This window comes from Ensifer canadensis (assembly GCF_017488845.2).
GTDB lineage: Bacteria > Pseudomonadota > Alphaproteobacteria > Rhizobiales > Rhizobiaceae > Ensifer > Ensifer canadensis.
This window is the reverse complement of the sequence record NZ_CP083370.1, coordinates 3,113,398-3,135,370: the sequence shown is the minus strand read 5'-3', so window position 1 is coordinate 3,135,370 and position 21,973 is coordinate 3,113,398. Positions and strand designations below refer to the sequence as shown.

Genomic DNA, 21,973 nt, shown 5'->3' with positions numbered 1-21,973 from the left:
AAGGAAACATGCAGCAGCATTTCCGATTTGAACCAAGTCGAAGAAACGCTCTATCCCTTTGTTTTTGCGCATTTCCTGACGGAAAACCGCTTCGCACTTCCTGGAAATGCTCTAGAGCGCCGTGCGTTCAGATGAACGCACAAAGGACGCTCTAGCACTTTGATTCTAGAGCATCTTATCCGCTTTCAGTGATTCCACTTGAAAGCGGGATGCTCTAGTCCTGCTCCAGCATCAGCGTTGCCAAAGGCGGCAAGGTGATGGTGGCTGCTATTGCTCCTGTCTGATCCTTTTGTGCCTGAACGGCGCCGCCGTTGCCCTTGCCACTCCCCCCATAGATTTCCGCATCGGTGTTCAATATTTCCTTCCAGCGACCCGCGACCGGAAGCGGGATCGTGTAGTTTTCCCGATAGACGGGCGTGAAATTGGTGATGACGGCGACGAGCTTTTCACCCGGCGCCTTGCGCAGCCACGCAAAGACCGAGTTGTCCCGGTCGTCTGCGAGCAGCCATTCGAATCCGTCGCCTTCGCAGTCGCGCGCATGCAGCGCCGGCTTCGAGCGATAGGTGCCGTTGAGATCGCGCACCAGTCGGCGCATGCCCTCATGCAGGTGATATTCCAGCAGGTTCCAGTCGAGCGCGCGCTCCTCCGACCATTCGCGCCACTGCGCAAACTCCTGCCCCATGAACAGGAGCTTCTTGCCGGGGTAGCCCCACATGAAGCCGTAGTAGGCGCGCAGGTTGGCGAACTTCTGCCAATCGTCGCCGGTCATCTTGGCAATGAGCGAACCTTTGCCGTGCACGACCTCGTCATGGGACAGCGGCAGCACGAAGTTTTCGCTGAAGGCGTAGAGCAGCCCGAACGTCAGGTCGTTGTGGTGGTGGCGACGGTGGATCGGCTCGCGCGACATGTATTGCAGCGTGTCGTGCATGAAGCCCATGTTCCACTTGAAGCCGAAGCCGAGACCGCCGGCATGGACCGGATGGGACACCTTGGGCCAGGACGTCGATTCCTCGGCGATCGTCAGGATGCCTTTGTGGACGCCGTAGATTTCGGTGTTCATCGTCTGAAGGAAGCGGACCGCCTCCAGGTTCTCGTTGCCGCCGTATTCGTTCGGCACCCATTCGCCGTGTTTGCGCGAATAGTCGAGGTAAAGCATCGAGGCGACGGCATCGACGCGCAGCCCGTCGACGTGGAATTTCTCCGCCCAATAGAGCGCGTTGTTGACGAGGAACGACAGCACTTCCTGCCGACCGAAATTGTAGATCGCCGTATTCCAGTCGGGGTGGAAACCCTGGCGCGGATCCTCATGCTCGTAGAGCGCGGTGCCGTCGAACCAGCGCAGCCCGTGCTCGTCGGTCGGGAAATGCGCGGGCACCCAGTCGAGGATGACGCCGAGGCCGACTTTGTGGCAGCCGTTGACGAAACGCGCAAACCCTTCCGGCTCGCCGAAGCGTGCCGTCGGCGCATAGAGGCCTGTCGTCTGGTAGCCCCAGGAGGGATCGTAGGGGAATTCGGAGATCGGCAGGAATTCGATATGGGTGAAACCCATGTCGACGCAGTAGGGGATCAGCCGGTCGGCGAGCTCATCCCAGGACAGCATGTCGCCATTGTCGCGGCGCTGCCACGAGCCGGCGTGGACCTCGTAGATCGAGATCGGCTGGCGGCGGGCGTCAGTCGATGCCCAATGGGCGCGGTGCGCCTCGTCTTCCCACACCTGTGCGATCTCAGGCGTCGTCACCGAGGCGGTGTTGGGCCGAAGCTCCGAACGGCGTGCGAAGGGATCCGCCTTCAGCGGCAGCAGCGTACCTTGGCGGTCAAGGATTTCGTATTTGTAGGCAAGGCCCGCCTCGACACCGGGGATGAAGATTTCCCAGATGCCGGTGTCGGTCCGCAGCCGCATGACATGGCGCCGCCCGTCCCAGCCGTTGAACTGGCCGACCACCGACACGCGCTTGGCGTTCGGGGCCCAGACGGCGAAATGGTAGCCTTGAGCGCCTTCATGGTCGGTCGGATGGGCGCCCATCTTGTCGAACAGCCGGAGATGCGAGCCCTCGCGGATGTAGTAGTCGTCCATCGGTCCGAGTACGGGGCCGAAGCTGTAGGGATCGACGACGATCCACTCGCCGCCATCGTTGCGGGCGCGATAACGCACCGGCTGGATCTTGCGCAGCGAGACCGGTCCCTCGAAGAAGCCGGCGTCGTCGCGCCGCTCGAGGGTTCCGAGTTCCTTGCCCGCCAGCGTTTCCGCAACGACGCTAGCGGCATCCGGGATGAAGCAGCGGGCGACGTAGTTTTTTCCCGCCGGATGCACGCCAAGAACGGCAAAGGGATCGTCGTGCGTGCCCGAAAGAATGGCCGCAATGGCCGGCATTGACAGCAGGGCTGCGGCTGCGGGTTCCGGGTCCTTGCCGGCCGAAGGGGTCATCCGGCTCTCCAAATTTCCCCGGCATATTGCCGGATGGTCCGATCGGACGAGAACCAGCCCATGCGCGCGGTGTTGCGTACGGCCTGCGAATACCACGCCGACGGCGTCGTCCACAGCTGGTCGATTTCACGCTGCGCCCGGGCATAGGCTTCGAAGTCGGCCGCGACCATGAACCAGTCGTGATTGTAGAGGCCATCGACGAGGCTGGTGAAGCGGTTGCGGTCATCGGGCGAAAACACACCCGAAGCGATCGCCTGCAACGCCTGCGACAGCTCGCGCGACCCTTCGATGATGGCGCGCGGATTGTGGCCTTCGGCGCGGGCGTTGGTGACTTCCTCGGCCGTCAGGCCGAAGATCTTGATGTTTTCCTCGCCGACCCAGTCGCGCATTTCGACATTGGCGCCGTCGAGCGTGCCGATCGTCAGCGCACCGTTCAGCGCAAACTTCATGTTGCCGGTGCCGGAGGCCTCCATGCCGGCCGTCGAGATCTGCTCGGACAGGTCGGCTGCGGGGACCATGATCTCGGCCAGCGAGACGTTGTAGTTCGGTACGAAGACGATCTTCAGAAGACCGCGCACCGCCGGGTCGTTGTTGACCACGCGGGCGACGTCGTTGGCCAGTTTGATGATCAGCTTGGCGTTGTGGTAGCTCGGCGCCGCCTTGCCCGCGAACAGCTTGACGCGCGGCACCCAGTCGAGCTCGGGATGCGAGCGGATCTGGTCGTAGAGCGCCACCGCCTCGATGATATTGAGGAGCTGGCGCTTGTACTCATGGATGCGCTTGATCTGGATGTCGAACATCGCCGACGGGTCGAGCCTGAGGCCGAGGCGGCTTTGCACAAGCTGCGCCAGCTTCACCTTGTTGGCGCGCTTGACCGCGGCAAAACGCTCCTGGAAATCCGGTTTGTCGGCGAAGGCATCGAGTGCCTGCAGCGCCTCGGTATTGTCCATGAATTCGTCGCCGATCGCCTCGCGGATCAGGCTGAACAGGCCGGGATTGCACTGCATCAGCCAGCGGCGGGGGGTGATGCCGTTGGTCTTGTTGTTGATGCGATCTGGATAGAGCCTGTGCAGGTCGGCAAAGACCGTTTCCTTCATCAGCTCGGTGTGCAGCGCCGACACGCCGTTGATCGAATGGGAGCCGACAAACGCAAGGTTGCCCATGCGCACCCGGCGGTCGCCGCTTTCGTCGATCAGCGAGATGTTGCGGATTTCCTGGTCGGTGGCGCCCTTCTGCTTGCGCGCCTCGATCAGGATCTTGGCGTTGATCGCATAGACGATCTGCATGTGGCGCGGTAGCAGACGTTCGAAGAGCGGCACGGGCCAGCTTTCGAGCGCTTCGGGCAAAAGCGTGTGGTTAGTGTAGGAAATGGTCCGGCGGGTGATCTCCCAGGCCTGTTCGAAATCTAGGCCGTGCAGATCCGTCAGCAGCCGGATCAGTTCGGCAATCGAGACCGCCGGATGCGTATCGTTGAGCTGGATCGCGACGGCATCGGGCAGCGAGGTGAAGTCGGGATACTGCTGCAGGTGGCGGCGCAGGATGTCCTGCAGAGACGCGGACGAGAAGAAATATTCCTGGCGCAGGCGAAGCTCCTGGCCGGCGGGCGTCGCGTCGGCGGGGTAGAGCACGCGGGTCAGGCTTTCGGCCTTGTTGCTTTCGCGCAGCGCGCCGATGTGGTCGCCGGCATTGAAGGCATCGAGCAGGATAGGGTCGATCGGCTGCGCCGTCCAGAGCCTGAGCGTATTGACGCGCTTGGCGCGCCAGCCGACGGCAGGCGTGTCGAAAGCGGTGGCGATCACACGCTCGGCCGGCTTCCACACGAAGCGCTGGATCTCCTCGTCGACATTGGCGGTTTCGACAACGCCGCCGAAGCCGATCTCATAGGAGCTTTCGCGCCGCTCGAACTCCCAGGGATTGCCATGGGCAAGCCAGGTCTCCGGCAGCTCTACCTGCCAGCCATCGGCCATCTGCTGGCGGAACAGGCCGTGCATGTAGCGGATGCCGTAGCCATAGGCTGGAACGTCCACCGTCGCCATCGATTCCATGAAACAGGCTGCAAGACGGCCGAGACCACCATTGCCGAGTGCTGCGTCGGGCTCGAGCAGGGCGATGACATCGATATCGACACCGAGCGAGGCGAGCGCATCGCGCATCTCCTCCATCAGGCCGATATTGGTCATGGCATCGCGCATCAGGCGGCCGATAAGGAACTCCAGCGACAGATAATAGACGCGCTTGGCACCGGTCGCGTAGGTCTGGCGGGTCGAATCCATCCACTTGTCGGTGATGCGGTCGCGCACCACGAGGATAGCCGCGGTCAGCCAGTCATGCGGCTTGGCGACCTTCGGATCCTTACCGATACGATACTTCAGGCGTTCGAGAATTTCGACGGCAAGCTGATCGGGTTCGGAAGAACGAAGTGCGGGCTGCGGCAGTTCGTTGGCGGAAATCTTGTTCATCATCAGAACTGTCTTACCCTTTTGCGTTGGGAGGTCGCAGGCCGGAACCGACCGGGGATGGGCAATTTATGCATCGATCCGAAGCGCTTGCAACAGCTGTTTTTAAAAGGATTAGAATTGCCTGAATAGAAGGGATACGCGACGAAGAGCCATGGGCTTGACGATTGCGCGAACGAAAAATGCCGCCCGGCGGGACCGGGCGGCACAGTGGTGCGCGCTTTTGTTGTTTACTTGGTCAGGCGGGTCGCCATGGCCGAAGCCTTCTCGCCGATCGCCTTGAAGGCCGCGATCAGGTCGGCGGCTTCTTCCGCCTGGAAGTAGTTGGCGGTGGTGGTGGCGCAGGACTTGAGCAGTGCTTTGCCGCGGTCCGGTGCCATGAAGGCGACGGTATAGACCTGGATGTTGTTCTTGCGTGCCGTATCGCACCACGTCAGTGTCGTCGTGTCGTCGCTCGTGTTGTTGTTGTCGCCGTCGGTCATGAACACGATGTATTTTGTCGGTACCTGACCGTTCTTGGCCTTGTGCGCGGTATTTTCCGTCGCGGCAGTGACCTTGTTGTATGCGGTCTTAAAGGCATTGCCCGATGCTGTGCCGCCGGTTGCAACGAGGGCGTTGACATAGGTTGCCGTTCCCGTCGTGCCCCAATCGAGATTACCGGCCGTATCCTGCGCCGAATTGTAGGAAACGGCTGCCGTGCGGACATAGAGATCCTTCGGGTCGGCAATCTTCAACTGCGCGAGCAGATCCTTGACCGCGGTCTTGAGCGCATCGACCTTGGTGACGTAGCAGGGCTTGGTCGCCTTCAGGTTCGGATACTTGCTCCAGTTGTCCTCGGTGTAGTTGGCGCACGACGTTTTCGTCGTGTCCAACGCGTTGGTCTTCCAGGCCATCGAGCCGGAGCGATCGAGCACGAGATACATCGACAGCGCGTTCTTGGTTTCGGTTGCGCTGTCCGCGGTGGCCCGGGTTTCGAGCTGGGTCCATTTCCGCCCGAGCAGGCGGGTCATCGCGTTGAATTCGATCGTGTGCTTGTTGACGATCGAGACTTTGAAGGTCTTGCCCGTCGCGCCGTTGCTGCCCTCGATGATGTCGACGGTTGCCTCATCGACGGGCGGCTTGTCTTCTGCGGCCGGATCGGCGGCGGATTTGAACGATGCCGCAGTTCCGCCATTCTCGCCCCAGCCGTCAGTGGCACTGCCTGCGGCCGTGGACTGAGCCTTCAGGAAGTTCAATGCGATTTCCTTGGCCTCTTCCGGCGTAGGCGGAGTTTTCGACACCAGTGCAGACGCTGCGGCCAACGCTGCGGCGTCGGCCGCATCTTGCATCTGGTTCTTCATCGTCACCATGTTCGCCAGGTCGATGGCGACGCCACCGGCCGCAAGTATCAATGGCGTTGCCAAAGCCGCCATCATGCCGAAATTGCCGCCGCGGTCCTTCAGCATAGCCATGAAGGACCGGTTGATCGTGGATCGTTTTCCCATCTCTGCACACCCCAAGGAACGCGTTGCAAGCTTGAGGGGGACATTAGCGGGGGTGACTTACGATATCGTTCAGGCGATCGATTCAATTTTAGCGGAATGCAGGAAAACCAGTGGTTACAGCGGGTTCACGCGACACGGAGGCGTGCGAAAACGGGAACGTCGTGTCTCAAATCGGGTCAGGTGACCGGAATGACGTCAACGGCCTGTTCGGTCTTCTGCCCGCCATAGCTCTTCAGCACGCCGATGACGGGTGCAACGTCGCCGTAGTCGCGACCATGACCGACGACGATATGGTCGGTTCCAGCAGGGATATTGTTGGTCGGATCGAGTTCAAGCCAACCAGCGGTGGTGCCACACCAGATACGAACCCATGCGTGCATGGCGTCAGCCCCTTCCAGGCGCTCCTTGCCGGCGGGAGGAATCGTTCTCAAGAATCCGCTAACATACCCAGCGGGAATGCCGAGGCTCCTGAGCGCCACGATCATCACATGGGTGAAATCCTGGCAGACACCGCGTTTGAGTTCGAATGCTTCCGCCGGTGTGGTGCTTACCGTCGTCGCCTCGGCGTCGTAGACGAAGTCCCGGTGGATGCGGGCGCAGATTGCCGTTGCGATCTGGCGGATCGTCATCCCGGGAGTGACCACGGCTTGTGCGTAGGCCGCAATCTCCGGGACCTCCGTCAGAAGCGGACTGGGGCCGATGAAATGATGCGGCGCTTCCGGGTCGACGGACCACGAGGCGGCGAGCTCCGTCGGCAGGCGCGACAGATCGGCCGAAAAGTCGGCCGTCAGCGGCAACGGCTCCACCTGCACCCGCGCCTGCATGCGGATCACGAGGTCGTCATGGGCGGAGCGAAACAGGATCGCGGTGAAGGGATTGGCGAAGAAATCGACGCTTTCGGAGCGTTCCGCCGGCATCGGGTGACAACTGAGCGAGCCGACGACGAGCCGCTGCCGGCCGGGCAGCGTCGCCGGCATGACGCGCACGAGGTGGCGCCCGCCGGACACCGGCACTTCGTAGCCGTAGGTGATCTTCAGGCTGATATCATAGAGCATGGGTGTATCCTGCCGGTCAGCCGAGATAGGTGTTGGCGAGAATATTGGAGAGCGCTTCCAGGTCCCGCTCCAGCCTGTTGTAGACGCCGAGGTTCATCGCCTCCGGCGTCATGACCGCAAGGCCGGAATGCAGGCGCATCGCCTCGCGGTAGAAGGGCGACATCTGGCCGTTGACATAGGCGTTCGGCAGAAGCTCCACCTCGGTCTTGATCTCGTTCAGCTGGTAGAGCACCGAGCGTGGGTTGAGCGGGTCGAGCGCCAGCAGGTCGGTCACGGTGAGTGCCGCGGTGTTGACGTTGTAGCGCCGGCGGTGGGTCATGACGCTGTCGCCGATCTCAAGCAGCATGTCGTAGGCGCCATCGGGGGCGTCGGGGCCGGACATATGACCAAGCAGCCGCGTCATGTGCAGCCCACGTTCGATGTAGCGGCCGATCGACAGAAAGCGCCAGCCGGTAAAGCGATACATGTTTTCGTGCACGAGACCGGCAAACCCAGCGAGCTTGCGCAAAAGCACGGTCATGGCGCGGGTGGCATCGTCGCCCGACTGCACGGTCGCATGAAACTTTCGTGCCGTCTGCGACAGATCGTTGAGCGCCAGCCAGCCGTCCGGCGAGAAGCGGTCGCGGATGTTGCCGGCGCTGAAGAGCGCGCTTGCGATATTGGCCAGCAGGCTGTCGGGCACCGCCTGGCGGGTATCGATATCGAGGGCGGCAAGATAATCGGTGACGTCCTGAAGCAGCGGCAGGCTCGGGTCGGCAGTCTCGGCAAACCGGCCGTGCCAGGCGCGCAGGATGCGCAACGCCCCTTCCGCGCGCTCGATATAGCGGCCAAGCCAGAACAGGTTGTCGGCCGCCCGGCTCGGCAGGCTTCCCGGCATGTTGCGGGTGAAGCTTTCCTCGGCCGGCAGCAAGGTGGTGCGTTCGACCGGCCGGTCGCTGACGATCCAGACGTCGGCCGCCGTGCCGCCGGCCTGCATGGCGATCGCGGCAACATCGTCGCCGGATCCGATGCGGGCAAAGCCGCCGGGCATGATCTGCCAGCCATCGCGGGTGCGGGCGGCAAAAACGCGCAGGCTCATCGGGCGCGGCGTCAGGCGGCCGCGCACCCAGGCCGGCGTGGTCGACAGCGTGACCGCCTCCTGGCCGACAAGTTTTCCGGCCTCGGCATCGAGCCAATCGGAGATCGACGCCTTGTCCTTTTCGCCCAGTGACGCTCCGAGCACCGACTGGCCGTTGTCGTCGAAGAACGGGCGCGTCGCATAGGCCGGGCCGATGACCATGCGCTCGATATTGGCGGCGACCTGCGCACGCTCGGATGTCTGGCCGCACCACCAGGTGGCGATCGATGGCAGCTTCTGTTCCTCGCCGAGTAGATGCCGGCAGATGGCCGGCAGGAAGGCGAGGAAGGCGCGCGTTTCGACGATGCCGGAGCCGAGCGCGTTGACGATCGCGACGGAACCGGCCCGCAGAGCCTCGACGATGCCGGGGGTGCCGATGTGCGACGACTGGTTCAATTCCAGCGGATCGGCGAAGGCGGCGTCGAGGCGGCGCCAGAGCACGCCGACCGGCTTCAGCCCGGCGACCGTGCGCACCATCACCCGTCCGCCGACAACAGTCAGGTCTTCGCCTTCCAGAAGCATGAAGCCGAGATAGCGGGCGATATAGGCGTGCTCGAAATAGGTCTCGTTGGCGATCCCGGGCGAGAGCACGGCGATGCGATCGTCCGGATGCAGCTTGCGCGCCTGCAGCGTGTCGCGGAAGGCGCCGAAGAAGCCGGCGAGGCGATGCACATGCGTTTCGGCATAGAGATTGGAGAAGGCACGCGTGGTGGCGACCCGGTTTTCCAGCGCGAAGCCGGCACCGGACGGCGCCTCTGTGCGATCCGAGAGGACCCACCAGTTACCATCAGGCCCACGGCCGATCTCGAAGGAGATGAATTGCAGGAAATGGCCATCGGCCGGTTTGACGCTGACGAGCGGTCGGAGAAAATCGGGGTTGGAGGCGATCAATGCCGGCGGCAGCAGGCCTTCGCGCACCAGGCGGTTTTCGCCGTAGACGTCGGCGACGACCTTCTCCAGAAGTTCGGCGCGCTGGATGAGGCCTTGCGAGACCGTCGCCCATTCGTGCTCGTCGATCAGGACCGGGATATGCGACAGCGGCCAGCTTCTCTCCGAGCTGTCCTTGCCGCCATAGACCCGATAGAAGACGCCGGCGTCGCGCAGATAGCGGTCGGCGCGTGCGAAGCGATTGACAAGGTCCGTTTCGTCGAGGCGGTCGAGCGTCGAAAGCAGCCGCTGCCAGACGGGCCGGACATTGCCGTGCGCGTCGAGCATCTCGTCGGCAATGCCTGGAAGTGCACGGTAGCCGAAAACCGGATCGTCATCGATGCCCAGCCGGCCTGCCGCTGCTGTCTGCTTCTTCGCCATTTACGCTCCTGGCGGACGCCTGAGATCAAGCGTCATCGGAAATTCCATCGACGGGCTTTCCGGATGAAGCAGGTAGCCTCCCGGAGTGTGGCCCCAGGGCTCGAACCGCGCCAGTCGCCGCGCTTCTGCCTCGTTGCCGTTGACCGGAAATGTCTCGTAACTGCGCCCGCCCGGATGGGCGACGTGGTAGACGCATCCGCCAATCGCCCGATTCGACCATGTATCATAGATATCGAATGTAAGGGGAGTGTTCACGGGCAAAACCGGGTGAAGGCCGGCGGCCGGTTGCCAGGCCTTGTAGCGAACGCCGGCAACGGCGCTGCCATTGACACCCGTCTTGGCGAGAGGCACGGGACGGCCGTTGCAGGTGACGGTGTAGCGCTCGGGATTTGGCGTGTCGAGCCTGACCTGCAGCCGCTCGACGGAGCTGTCGACATAGCGCACGGTGCCACCGATTGCGCCCTGTTCGCCCATGACATGCCAAGGCTCCAGTGCCTGACGAATTTCCAGCCTGCCGCCTTCGTATTCGACCTCTCCGCAGAAGGGGAAGCGGAATTCGAGCTGGGCCTCGAACCATTCCGGCCGAAGATCGAACCCATGGGCGCGCAGATCGGCGAGCACTTCGAGGAAATCCTGCCAGACGTGATGCGGCAGCATGAAGCGGTCATGAAGGGCGGTTCCCCAGCGCACGAAGCGGCCGTCGAGCGGGTGTTTCCAGAAACGGGCGATGAGCGCGCGCACCAACAGCTGCTGCGCAAGCGACATGCGGGCATTGGGCGGCATCTCGAAGCCGCGGAATTCGACGAGGCCGAGGCGGCCGGTCGGCCCGTCGGGCGAAAACAATTTGTCGATGCAGATTTCGGCACGGTGGGTGTTGCCGGTGACGTCTACGAGCAGGTTGCGGAACAGCCGGTCGACCAGCCAGGGCAGGGGCGGCGGTGTTGCGGAACCCGGCAGCGGGACCTGCGCGAGCGCAATCTCCAGCTCGTAGAGCTGATCGTGCCGAGCCTCGTCGATGCGCGGGGCCTGACTGGTCGGCCCAATGAACATGCCGGAGAACAGGTAGGAGAGCGACGGATGGCGCTGCCAATAGAGGACAATGCTCTTCAACAGGTCGGGCCGGCGCAGGAACGGGCTGTCATTGGGATTGGCGCCGCCGACGACGACGTGATTGCCGCCGCCAGTGCCGGTGTGGCGGCCGTCGATCATGAACTTGTCGGCGCCGAGCCGGCTTTGACGTGCCTCTTCGTAGATCGCGGTGGTGATATCGACGCACTCCTGCCAGCTGGCGGCCGGATGGATGTTGACCTCGATGACACCGGGATCGGGTGCCACGCGGATGACATTGATGCGCTCGTCGTGTGGCGGCGCGTAACCTTCTATGTGAAGCGGCAGGCCGAGTGCGGCGGCGGCCCGTTCGGTCGAAGCGATCAGGTCGAGATATTCCTCGATGCTCGTCGTCGGCGGCATGAAGACGCAGAGCCTGCCGTCGCGCGGCTCGACACTGATCGCCGTGCGCACCAGCCCGGCGATCTCGTCGCGTGGCTGGGGTTGCGGGGTTTCAGGCGCTTCCGAGGCCTGGAAGCGCGAATGCTGCGGGCGGGCGCTGGTTTCGGCGAAATCGGGCAGATCGTCGCGCGGAACGGTCGGGTCGACCGGATGGATATAGGGATAGGCGGACGGAGCGACATAGGGCAGGGCGCCGAGCGGCAGGCGATAGCCGACGGGGCTGTCGCCTGGAACGAGGAAGATGCGGCCGCGGCGGGTCTGCCACTTCTCGCTCATCCACCGCACGCCGGTGGCACGCGCATTCCAGGCCTGCACCGGCAGCACGTAGCCGGTCGGTGCCGTCAGGCCGCGCTCGAACACGCGGGCCATGCGGCTGCGTTCCTCTGGATCCTTCAGCTTGGAATTGGCCGGATCGACGTTGTCGGGAAGGTTTGCTTCCTTGAGCAGCCAATCGGCCGGGTCTTCGAAAGCCGGCACGACCATCTCAGTCGGCACGCTCAATTCGGCTGCCACCACATGCAGCAGGCGTTCGGCATCTTCTGCCGTCACGTCATGCTGGCCGTTCTCCTCGGCAATGAGATCGGCCTGACGCCAGATCGGCACGCCGTCCTTTCGCCAGTAGAGCGAGAAGGTCCAGCGCGGCAGGCTTTCGCCCGGATACCACTTGCCCTGGCCGTAATGCAGAAAACCGCCGGGCGCGAAGCGTTCGCGCAGCCGACGGATGAGGATATCCGCCTTCTCGCGCTTGGTCGGCCCGACAGCTTCGGTGTTCCATTCCTCTGCTTCGAAATCGTCGATCGATACGAAGGTCGGCTCGCCGCCCATCGTCAGGCGCACGTCGTTTTCGGACAGCACCTGGTCGACTTGCTCGCCGAGCGCGTTGAGGGCCTGCCAGCTTTCATCGGAGAACGGCTTGGTGATGCGCGGATGCTCGGCGACGCGCGAGACCTTCATGTCGAAGGCAAAGTCGGTACGAGTTTCAAGATCGCCGAAGAAGCCGCCGGAAATCGGGGCGGCGTTGCGGTAATGCGGCGTGGCGGCGAGCGGAATATGGCTTTCGCCGGTCAGAAGGCCGGAGGTCGGGTCAAGCCCGACCCAGCCGGCGCCGGGCAGATAAACCTCGGCCCAGGCATGCAGGTCGGTAAAATCGTGTTCGGTGCCGGACGGGCCGTCGAGCGCCTTGAGATCGGGCGCCAGCTGGATGAGGTAGCCCGAGACGAAGCGGGCGGCATAACCCAGATTGCGCAGGATCTGGACGAACAGCCAGCTCGAATCGCGGCACGACCCTCTGGCCGACGTCAGCGTTTCCTCCGGCGGCTGGACACCCGGCTCCATGCGGATGACGTAGCCGACGTCCTGCTGGAGCCGGGCATTGAGGCCGACGACCATGTCGATGGTCCGTTGCCGGGAGCGATCGACGGTCGCCATGAACGAAGACAGCGCCGGCCCCATCGGTTCCGGCGTCATGTAGATCTTCAGGTCGTCGATTAGGTCCTCAGGATAGGCGAAGGGCCAATGCTCGGACTCTTCCTCGATGAAGAAGTCGAAGGGGTTGTAGACGGTCATGTCGGCGACGAGATCGACTTCGACCTTCAGTTCGGTCACCGGATCCGGGAAGACGTAACGGGCGAGGTAGTTGCCGTAGGGGTCCTGCTGCAGATTGACGAAGTGGTTGGCAGGCGAGACTTTCAGCGAGTGGCTGATGACCTTGGTCTTGGAGTGGGCCGCCGGTTTCAACCGGATGATCTGCGGTGAAAGCCTGATCGGGCGGTCATAGGTATAGTGGGTCAGGTGGTAGATACTTGCCTTGATCGACATACCGGATTTTGTCCCCTTGATGGCAAGTCTAGCGCCGCCATTCAAAGGAAGTTTGTGCAATGCGAAGGGAGAAAGCAAGCGCGAAAGACAGCGCCGGATTTCTCCGGCGCGTCGATCGGCGGGCGGAGGCGTTCACACTGCCGGCGGGTTCAGGCGGGCGAAGCCTTCCTGGAGGTGATAGGGGAAGTGCGGGTAGGTGGGCGTCTTCTGACTGGCCTTGTCGAGCCGTGCAATCTGGTCAGGTGTCAGCGACCAGCCGACGGCACCCAGGTTCTGGCGCAACTGCTCTTCATTGCGGGCGCCGATGATGACGCTCGACACCGTCGGGCGCTGCAGCAGCCAGTTGATGGCGATCTGCGGGATGGTCTTGCCGGTCTCAGCCGCCAGCTCGTCGAGCACGTCGACGATATCGTAGAGCTTGTCGTCATCGACCGGCGGGCCGAAGGAGGCGGTATCGTGCAGGCGGCTTCCTTCCGGCCAGGGCTGGCCACGTCTGATCTTGCCGGTCAGGCGGCCCCAACCGAGCGGGCTCCAGACGAGTGCGCCGACGCCCTGGTCGAGCCCAAGCGGCATCAGTTCCCATTCATAGTCGCGTCCGACCAGCGAGTAATAGACCTGATGGGCGACGTAGCGCGGATATCCTTGTTTTTCCGCCGCGGCGAGCGACTTCATAAGCTGCCACCCGGCGAAATTGGAAACGCCGACGTAGCGCAGCTTGCCGGCGCGCACCAAGGTATCGAGCGTCGAAAGCACCTCTTCGACCGGCGTGCCGGCATCGAAGGCGTGCAATTGCATCAGGTCGATGGTGTCGGTGCCGAGGCGGCGCAGGGCATCGTCGATCCCCTTGATCAACCGCGAGCGCGACGAACCGGCATCGTTCGGACCGTCGCCCATCGGCAGTGACATCTTGGTGGAGATCAGCACGTCGTTGCGCCGTCCCTTGATGGCTGCGCCGAGCACCTCTTCGGAGGCACCGTCGGAATAGACGTCTGCCGTGTCGAAAAGATTGACGCCGGCCTCGATGCAGATGTCGACAAGACGGCGTGCCTCGGCATTGTCGCTGTTGCCCCAGGCGCTGAAAAGCGGGCCCTTGCCGCCGAAGGTGCCGGCGCCGAAACTGAGCGCTGGAACCTTCAATCCTGATGAGCCAAGCCGTCTGTATTCCATCATTCTAACTCCTCGTTGCGTTCGTGCCTGCATTGGCAGGAGGAAGGTGGTGTCTCTGGCATTTGAGAGGTAGACCGTCTGCAGGAACATCATTTGTGAGTTGAAGTCACATGTCGCGAAATTCGATCAACCGATCCGGCGAAATGGCCGTCTTCGTCAGGGCTGTCGAGCTCGGCGGCTTCTCGGCGGCGGCACGCGAATGCTGCATGACGCCATCGGCGGTGAGCAAGCTGGTGCAGCGGCTGGAAGAAAGGCTCGGCGTTCGGCTGATCAACCGGTCGACGCGGCAACTGCAATTGACGCCGGAGGGCTGCGCCTTCCACGAGCGAGCGGCCCGCATTCTCGCCGATATCGATGACGCGGAGAGACAGGCGGCTGCTGGCGATGCACCGGCGGGCCGCGTTCGTCTCAACGCCAGCGCATCGTTTGCCACGCATGTGCTGATGCCGCTGCTGCCGGAATTTCTGAGCGCCTATCCGGAGCTTTCGGTTGACATCATCCAGACCGATGCCGTCGTCGACCTCATGGCGGAGCGCGTCGACATCGCAATCCGCGCCGGTCCGCTCAAAGCCTCGAGGCTGATTGCACGCAAGCTCGGCAGCACGTCGATGACCATCGTTGGGGCGCCGTCCTATCTCGAGCGCTGCGGCAGGCCCGAGAGCCTTGACGCGCTGATGGCGCACAATCGCCTAAGCCTCAGCTATATCAGGTCCGTCGACGGCTGGCCGCTATTGTCCAATGGCGAAGCGATATTGCTGCCGCCGAGCGAGAAGCTGCGCGTGAGCGACGGGGAGGGGTTGCGCCGGCTGGTGCTTGCCGGCGTTGGACTGGCACGGATGGCGACCTTTACCGTTAGGGATGACATCGATGCCGGCCGGCTGGTGCCGCTGGTCGAGCATCTCAATCCGGGGGACCGCGAGACCTTTCACGCCGTGTTTCAGGGCCAGGGCGGGGCGCTTCCGTCCCGCGTCAGGGTGATGCTCGATTTTCTGGCAGCGCGAGCACGGTTGTCCGGGTGACGAGGAGACGGGGTGTCCGGCTGTCGGGTCAGCCGCAGACGCGATTGCGTCCTTCGGATTTCGCGCGGTAGAGCTCGGTGTCGGCGCTTTCGATCAGGCCTTTCCAGCCCGGATTGGCGTCGGCCCCGGCGACGCCGAAGCTTGCGGTGACGTTCAGCTCCTTGCCGTCGGCAAAGGTGATTGGCGCGCGCGCAAGATTGGACCTGATGCGTTCGGCAAGGGCGCGCGCTGCCTCGAGATCGTCGCCTGGGGTAATGACGGCGAATTCCTCGCCGCCGAAACGCGCGACGAGATCGGACGAGCGCACGGAATAGCGGATGATGCGGGCGGTTTCCTTCAGCACGATGTCGCCGACAAGATGGCCGTGGGTGTCGTTGATCTGCTTGAAGTGATCGATGTCCATGAGGATCAGGCAGGCGTTCTTGTCGTTACCCGCCGCATCCTCGGCGCCGCCGATGAGTTCCAGCGCGCGACGGTTGAGCAGACCGGTCAGTTCGTCGGTCTCGGCCTGGCGTTCGAGGTGCTTCATCAGGAGCGTGCGCTCGTCGAGCCTCTGACGCAGCACGTCGATCGCATCGAACAGCCGTCCCATTTCGCCTTCGCCGCCCTTGCCGCTCAATCGGGCGATCGGGCGGTCATGGGCAAGCTCGATGATGCTGTGGCGCGCAAGCAACAGCGGCTCGAAGACCAGCGATCGCGCGCGGCGCATGAGAACGAGAAGAACGATGAACAGGGCGAAGGTTGCGGTGGTGGCGATCGCCAGCTTGACCGAAGCCTGCGTCTTGCTGCTGGCGAGCCTCTCGACCGTGGCATCCATGAAATCGCGGCGAAGGATCTCGAGTGGCTTCATCTTCGGAACGTAGCGGTCGGTGAATTGCTCCGCTGTCATCGGGTAATGCCCGGTATGCCTGCCGACCGAAACGACGCTGTCGACGATGGCAAAACCTTCGCCGAAGAACTGGTGCTCGATCGCAGCGATATCGGCGATGTTCTTCGGCTTCAGCCCGGGCAATGCGCCCGGCTTGCCGACGACGGACCAGATTTCCTGCAGGCGACCGCGGGTTCGCTCGCTGTCGGCGATGTTCTTGGCTTCCAGCGGTCTTCCGACCGCGACCGGAGCCATGACCTGGGACGCGAGCCGACCGCCATCCTCGCGCAGATTGGCGAGCATATGGGCGGCGATGGCGATGCCCGCCAGATCAGGATCGGTGTTGGTCAAGCGCTGGATGTTCCAGTCGAAGGCGGGGCGCATTGCGTCGATCACCGCAAACATGCCTTCGATCGCCATCTGGATTTCCTTGAGGTCGCGGCGTTCCGGCGGCAGGGCGGCGATGCGATCGATCTCGGCACGGCCGAGCTGAAGGCGACGCTGGACTTCGGCAAGAATGGGAGAAAGTGCCGTCGCCGGCTCCGACCGGCTGCCATCGGTCGCGCCGGCGACGATCTCGGCAAGGGCTGCGTCGCTGCGCGCCCGAAACTCGACAAGGCGCGCCTGAACCGGAGAACCCGGGCCGACGCCGATGCCCATCACCCCATTCGACGGCCCACGCTCGGCCGAGAGATAGGTTGCCGTGTTCAGAACACGACAGAACGCGATGACTTCCGCAAGGTTGCGTCGAGCAACAACGAAGTCGGAATAGGACGCGGCGATGATTTCGGTGGCAAGCACACCCGTACAGGCGACCACGATGGCGATCAGCCACTGCAGTTTGCGGCGCAGCATCTTCGCTGAGCGAAGGTTGCGACCGTTCTCGCCGCGCTGGAGCTCATTGTTGGTGTGATTGGTCATTTGCGCGAAGTTGGTCCACCAATGCTACCGGCTATCGTGCCGGAGTCGCGACAATTTCTTGTCGCGGAGAAGGAATGCTTTCCGCGATCAGTGATACATGCCGCATGTACTATCGCATAAGGTGTTAAATATCCCTGAAATACCCTAAAATACCATGGGTTAAACCGCAACTGAGGGATGCGTGCGGCGCACGCCGGGCGCCGATTGCAGGGCGCCTGCCAGATGAGCGGTGATCATCGGCCTGCCTGGAGCCCATCGATGGACGTCAGGCAGGTCCGTTTCGATCGCGATTGCGTTCAGCCTCTCTGGCCGGCAAGAGCGAAGAGTGCGCCTTGCGGGTCGAGCGCCTGGATGATCCAGGCTCCGCCCGGTACTTCCAAGGGCTCAAGGACGATCTTGCCACCACCGGATTTGATACGCTCTATGGCCGTGTCGAGCGCTGCGACGTTGATGTAATAGAGCCAATAGGGGGACGGGATGTCCTTCGGCTTGGTCATCATGCCCCCGGCCTGCACGCCGTCGATTGCAAAGATCTGATAGGTGCCCATTTCCCCCATATCCATGGCGTGATCCTTGGTCCAGCCGAAGACCTCGGCATAGAAGGGGAAGGCCGTGTCGAGGTCGCCGGACATCAGTTCATGCCAGCCGATCTGGCCCGGCATCATTGGGTCAACGGCGGGCGGCGGGTCGCCGATGCCGGTAAACAGGGCGAAAACCGCGCCATGCGGGTCGGTGGCGATGGCGAAGCGGCCGATGCCGGGGATGTCGTCGGGCGCACGGTGGATCTTGCCGCCCTTGGCAGCAACCGTTGCCGCCGCCGCATCGACATCTTCGACACCGATATAGCCGAGCCATGCGGGGGGCACGTTCATCTCGAGCGCGCCTTCGGGCATGGTCATCAGGCCCGCGACTTGCCGCTCACCTTTCGTAAACAGGGTATAGCTGACGCCGGGCATGCCGGCGTCGCGGGCGTCCCACCCCACGACGTCCTTGTAGAAGGTTTCTGCCGCCTTGGTGTCCGTCGTCATCAGTTCGTACCAGACGAATTTGCCGTGATGGCCTGCCATCTTATGTCCTCCGGTTGCGATGTTGGAAGCCGGCGCCGAACGAGGCCGGCGAGGCCAAGCGATGTGTTTTAAATCCCCGTCAGAGGCGGCTGTACTCCGCCGTCATCAGTTCCTTCCAGGCCCCCTCAACCGTCCTGACATGGGCCGTCAACAGGCGCCGGGATTGGCCATGGTTATGGCGTCGCGATACCTGGCCTTCCTTCCTGGAGCGTCGAAGTCCGGGCCATCGCAATAGAGCGACAGCGTCAGCCCGTCAGGTTCGAGTTCGCCGTCATAGATCCACATGTGGGTCATCATCGAGCCGACCCAGGTTCCAGCGAAGCGTCCGGTTTCGGGGCTGTAGCCAAGTGTCATCAAGGTCTGGCCGAAGCTGCCGTCTGGCATCGTGCCCTGGCCTTCGCAGACCGCCCAGAGCCCCTGAAGGCTGCGAACATGCTCTGTCCATGGGGTGCCTGTTTCCGGCGCGCCGGATGTGCGCACCTGCCAATCGCCGAGCAGTTGCTCGAGCCAGCGATGCGCTTCTTCCGGTTCTGCCTTCACCGAAGCTTCCTCTCCCCGGGACGCGTGAAAATCGATCAGAGATACGAGTGGATCAGAGATACAAGCGAAAAGAAACGCGCCCGGTGCCGAAAGGTTCCGTTCCGGGCGCAGTTGCCGGGAGGCTTAGCCGGCTTTGCGTCTGGGCATATCGCCATATTCGTCATGGCGGCGCACGAAACCCTGTGTGCCCTCCTCGTTTCGTCCCTTCGGCGCGCGGTCGAGAAGCATCAGCGTGCCGACCATTTCCTCAAGCCCGCGGGCATAGGTGGAATAGGTGTGGTAGACGGTGCCGTCGTCGGTCTTCTGAAAGGCGCTGAGGCCGGGCAGTTCCTCGTGTGCGTTGGCACTTTCCGTCTCGGTGAAGTTGTAGACGACCTTGCCCTGAGCGAGTTCGGCCGGCGTGAAGGCGACGTGAAAGTCGCTGTTGAAGCCGTTGCCCTCGGCCGAAGCCCAGGGGAAACGCCAGCCCATGCGTTTCTTGTAGGCTTCGAGCTTCGAGAGGGGCGCGTTGGAGACGGCGGTCAACGTCACGTCGTGGTGATTGAGGTGCGGCAGCATGCCGTCGAAATGGTCGACGAGGAACGAGCAGCCGGGGCAGCCGGCCTCCCAGGTCGGGCCGAACATGAAGTGATAGACGACGAGCTGGCTGCGCCCGTCGAAGAGTTCGGCCAGGGACTTCTGGCCATCAGGCGTGTCGAAGACGTAGGATTTTTCCATCTTCACCCAGGGCAAGGCGAGGCGTGCCGCGTTGACCTTGTCTCTGAGGTGGGTGTGTTCTTTTTCCAGATCCAGAAGCGCTTTTCGCGCTTTCAGCCATTCCTGCGACGATACGACTGCATGATCCTGTCTCATGCCCGCTCCTCCTTCCAACGTTGCACTTGACTAATTACGTTGATATCAACATTAATCAGTCATGTCAAAAGTACCCGTCATTCCGTTCGAGACCACATTGTTCGTGAAGGACACCTGCCTGTGCCTGCATGTCCAGCGCGCGGCCCGTGCGATCGCCCGCCAGTTCGACGATGCCTTGCGGCCGCTCGACATTACCAACGGCCAGTTTTCCCTGCTGATGTCGCTCAATCGTCCGGCGCCGCCGAACATGGGCGCGGTAGCGTCGCTGCTTGCCATGGATCGCACGACGCTGACGGCAGCGCTGAAGCCGCTGGAGCGGCGCAGGCTCGTCGAGATTTTCGCTGACGAAGAGGACCGACGGTCGCGTCGGCTGCGGTTGACGCCGGAGGGCGAGCGCCTGCTGGCACGGGCTGTCCCGATCTGGAAGGCGACCCACGCGATCGTGGGCGTGAGGCTCGGTGAGGGCGGGCCGGAGCGTCTGCGCTCCGATCTCCTGCAGTTTGCCTGATCGATCCTGCTTCTAGCCCGTCGCCTGGCGATCCCGCAGCAGGCCGATGGCTTCACCGATCAATGCGGTTGCTCGCTGCAACTGCTCCTCTCCGAGTTCCGCGCCAACGGCATTCGCCCAGACGGCCTGCCTGGCCTTGATTTCATCCAACACCTCCTCGCCGCGCGGCGTCGGTACCATCAGCTTTGCCCGCTGGTGTGCCGGATTGTCGCCATAGGCGATCAAGCCCTCTTCTTCGAGCAGGTCGGCGATGCGCTGTACGCCCTGTCGCGCAAGGCCAAGCGCGCGGGCGGCATCGGCAACTGACATCGGTGCGTGGCTTGCAGCCGCCAACACCTGCCAACGCGCACTGGTCTGGCCCGAGGGTTTGGCGAGCGTGTCGCCCGCCGCCGTCAACGGACCGGCCAGGCGAAGCACCGAGATGGCGAACTGGGCGAAGGCGTCGCCGGCAGGGGTGCGAACAGGGTCATTCATGTTGGAAGAGACTACCATTGCGCGATGGTGAATAATGACAGCATGTTGTCATGGAGGCGTCCTCGTCGCAAGCGTTTTGATAGTACGAAGGGAATCTTGCCTGCCCTGACGACCTCGACCCTTCGGCGCCGGCGGGGGCTCCCGTCGTCTATACGGACGGACGCAACGACAACTGGGCCAGTGCCCCTTCGGGGATCCGGCGTCTCTAAATTCGGTGCATCGTTTGAGTATCGTGCTCGGTCCGTCTGCTTTCCCTACTTTCAGCATTCCATCGTAGAGCGCAATTGACAATATGTTGTCATTGTGGGAGGGGTAAATGACAGTAAGTTGTCATGTTGGCGCCTTGAGAAGGCGCTGTTTTGGTCTGGGAGTATAGTCAATGAAAATGACCTATCGGGGAAGCTGCCATTGCGGAAAGATCCGCTATGAGGCCGACATCGATCTCGACGCCGGTACGGGCAAGTGCAACTGCTCGATCTGCTGGAAGAAGCGTTACTGGGGCGCGATCGTGAAGCCGGATGCGTTCCGGCTGCAGGCCGAAGAAGTCGATATCGCCGACTACCAGTTCGGCAGCGACAGCGTGCATCACCGCTTCTGCAAGACCTGCGGCATTGCTGCCTACGGGCATGGCTATATCGAGGAAATCGGCGGCGCCTACTATTCCGTCAATGTTGCAACGCTCGATGATCTCGATCCCGCCGTGCTTGCCGAAGCGCCGGTGAAGTACATGGACGGCCGCAACAACAACTGGTTCCACCCGCCGGCCGAGACACGCCACCTCTAGGCTGCATCGGGCGTCATGCAATGCTCCTGCATCGATGGGCCCTGGTGGAACGGTCTTCAAACCTTGCGGAACTCAAGGTGATAGGTGACCTCTTCGCCGGTTGTTGGGTCGACGCCCGGCGCGCTGTGGATCACTAGCCGGTCGCCGTCCAGCATGAACGGCCGGATCAGGTCCGAAACGCCCCAGGCCGGGTTCCAGCTCGCCTCGGCATGATGGATGACCTTGCCGTCCTCGAGCGTATAGGAGCCGGCATAGGCAAGCATCGAATCGAACAGTGCGACCTTTTCCTCGTCGGTGGGGGTTGCGCCGTTCGGCACGGGTCGATTGCGCTTGACCACGACCGCGGTCATGCGGCCATCCGGCTGGTAGGAGAGATAGCCGATGGGGTCCGGACCCATGGCATCGCTGATTTCGCCCGATACCACCGCCTTGCGGGTCCAGGAGAGCATTTTCCAGGTGCCGAGCAGGTTCGCCGCGTTTGTCATCGTCCACCCCTACAAAAATTAGATCAATCTAAAATAGCAGGTGAATTGTGTGCGTAACAGGCCGGCTGAGCCTGGTAGCGGCGCGTGTGGTCGCAAGGTCGCGACGCGCATGAAAA

The 21,973-nt window shown here is 62.8% G+C and carries 15 protein-coding genes and 1 pseudogene; 3 read left to right on the top strand and 13 right to left on the bottom strand.

Annotation, left to right across the window (positions count from 1 at the left end):
* Positions 1-214 precede the first annotated feature (214 nt).
* From glgB to J3R84_RS15295, 7 genes are all read right to left on the bottom strand, one after another.
* Positions 215-2,425, bottom strand: a complete 2,211-nt coding sequence (gene glgB / locus J3R84_RS15325; protein WP_057217968.1) for a 1,4-alpha-glucan branching protein GlgB — start codon at positions 2,423-2,425, stop codon at positions 215-217.
* On the bottom strand, positions 2,422-4,887 hold the full coding sequence (locus J3R84_RS15320) for a glycogen/starch/alpha-glucan phosphorylase (protein WP_107027701.1): 2,466 nt from the start codon (positions 4,885-4,887) through the stop codon (positions 2,422-2,424). The genes glgB and J3R84_RS15320 overlap by 4 nt, the downstream gene beginning before the upstream one ends.
* Positions 4,888-5,111: 224 nt before the next feature.
* On the bottom strand, positions 5,112-6,365 hold the full coding sequence (locus tag J3R84_RS15315) for a TadE/TadG family type IV pilus assembly protein (RefSeq protein ID WP_081788819.1): 1,254 nt from the start codon (positions 6,363-6,365) through the stop codon (positions 5,112-5,114).
* Between the two features lie 176 nt (positions 6,366-6,541).
* Positions 6,542-7,420: a transglutaminase family protein gene (locus J3R84_RS15310; protein ID WP_025424844.1), complete on the bottom strand. Its 879-nt coding sequence runs from the start codon at positions 7,418-7,420 to the stop codon at positions 6,542-6,544.
* 16 nt (positions 7,421-7,436) lie between these two features.
* Positions 7,437-9,845, bottom strand: a complete 2,409-nt coding sequence (locus J3R84_RS15305) for a circularly permuted type 2 ATP-grasp protein (RefSeq protein WP_203528339.1) — start codon at positions 9,843-9,845, stop codon at positions 7,437-7,439.
* On the bottom strand, positions 9,846-13,172 hold the full coding sequence (locus J3R84_RS15300; RefSeq protein ID WP_057221581.1) for a transglutaminase family protein: 3,327 nt from the start codon (positions 13,170-13,172) through the stop codon (positions 9,846-9,848).
* A gap of 132 nt (positions 13,173-13,304) precedes the next feature.
* Positions 13,305-14,339, bottom strand: coding sequence for an aldo/keto reductase (locus tag J3R84_RS15295; RefSeq protein ID WP_025424841.1), 1,035 nt, complete (start codon positions 14,337-14,339; stop codon positions 13,305-13,307).
* A gap of 110 nt (positions 14,340-14,449) precedes the next feature.
* Here J3R84_RS15295 and J3R84_RS15290 point away from each other — a divergent pair, with 110 nt between their 5' ends.
* Positions 14,450-15,358: a LysR family transcriptional regulator gene (locus J3R84_RS15290; RefSeq protein ID WP_025424840.1), complete on the top strand. Its 909-nt coding sequence runs from the start codon at positions 14,450-14,452 to the stop codon at positions 15,356-15,358.
* Between the two features lie 28 nt (positions 15,359-15,386).
* Here J3R84_RS15290 and J3R84_RS15285 read toward each other — a convergent pair whose 3' ends face one another.
* The 4 genes and pseudogenes from J3R84_RS15285 to J3R84_RS15270 form a co-directional block, all read right to left on the bottom strand.
* Complete coding sequence (locus J3R84_RS15285) at positions 15,387-17,147, bottom strand: GGDEF domain-containing protein (RefSeq protein WP_025424839.1); 1,761 nt, start codon at positions 17,145-17,147, stop codon at positions 15,387-15,389.
* Between the two features lie 296 nt (positions 17,148-17,443).
* Positions 17,444-18,214 (bottom strand): VOC family protein, encoded by a 771-nt coding sequence (locus tag J3R84_RS15280; protein ID WP_025424838.1) that lies wholly within the window; start codon positions 18,212-18,214, stop codon positions 17,444-17,446.
* A gap of 79 nt (positions 18,215-18,293) precedes the next feature.
* Positions 18,294-18,754: pseudogene (locus tag J3R84_RS15275) on the bottom strand (DUF1579 domain-containing protein).
* A 123-nt stretch (positions 18,755-18,877) separates the two neighbouring features.
* Positions 18,878-19,606, bottom strand: coding sequence for a DUF899 domain-containing protein (locus tag J3R84_RS15270; protein ID WP_025424837.1), 729 nt, complete (start codon positions 19,604-19,606; stop codon positions 18,878-18,880).
* 61 nt (positions 19,607-19,667) lie between these two features.
* On the opposite strand from J3R84_RS15270, the gene J3R84_RS15265 reads away from it, so the two are divergent.
* The gene (locus J3R84_RS15265; RefSeq protein WP_025424836.1) at positions 19,668-20,114 is read left to right on the top strand and encodes a MarR family winged helix-turn-helix transcriptional regulator; all 447 of its coding nucleotides are present in this window, start codon (positions 19,668-19,670) and stop codon (positions 20,112-20,114) included.
* 12 nt (positions 20,115-20,126) lie between these two features.
* On the opposite strand, the gene J3R84_RS15260 is transcribed toward J3R84_RS15265, so the two are convergent.
* On the bottom strand, positions 20,127-20,588 hold the full coding sequence (locus J3R84_RS15260) for a MarR family winged helix-turn-helix transcriptional regulator (RefSeq protein WP_025424835.1): 462 nt from the start codon (positions 20,586-20,588) through the stop codon (positions 20,127-20,129).
* A gap of 379 nt (positions 20,589-20,967) precedes the next feature.
* Between J3R84_RS15260 and J3R84_RS15255 the strand changes: the two genes are divergently transcribed.
* Positions 20,968-21,372 carry a GFA family protein gene (locus J3R84_RS15255; protein ID WP_025424834.1) on the top strand — a complete coding sequence of 135 codons (405 nt, stop codon included), beginning with the start codon at positions 20,968-20,970 and terminating at the stop codon, positions 21,370-21,372.
* Positions 21,373-21,428: 56 nt separating this feature from the next.
* On the opposite strand, the gene J3R84_RS15250 is transcribed toward J3R84_RS15255, so the two are convergent.
* A complete protein-coding gene (locus J3R84_RS15250; RefSeq protein ID WP_057205630.1) occupies positions 21,429-21,857 on the bottom strand; it encodes a lipocalin-like domain-containing protein in 429 nt (142 codons plus the stop codon).
* Positions 21,858-21,973: the final 116 nt, after the last annotated feature.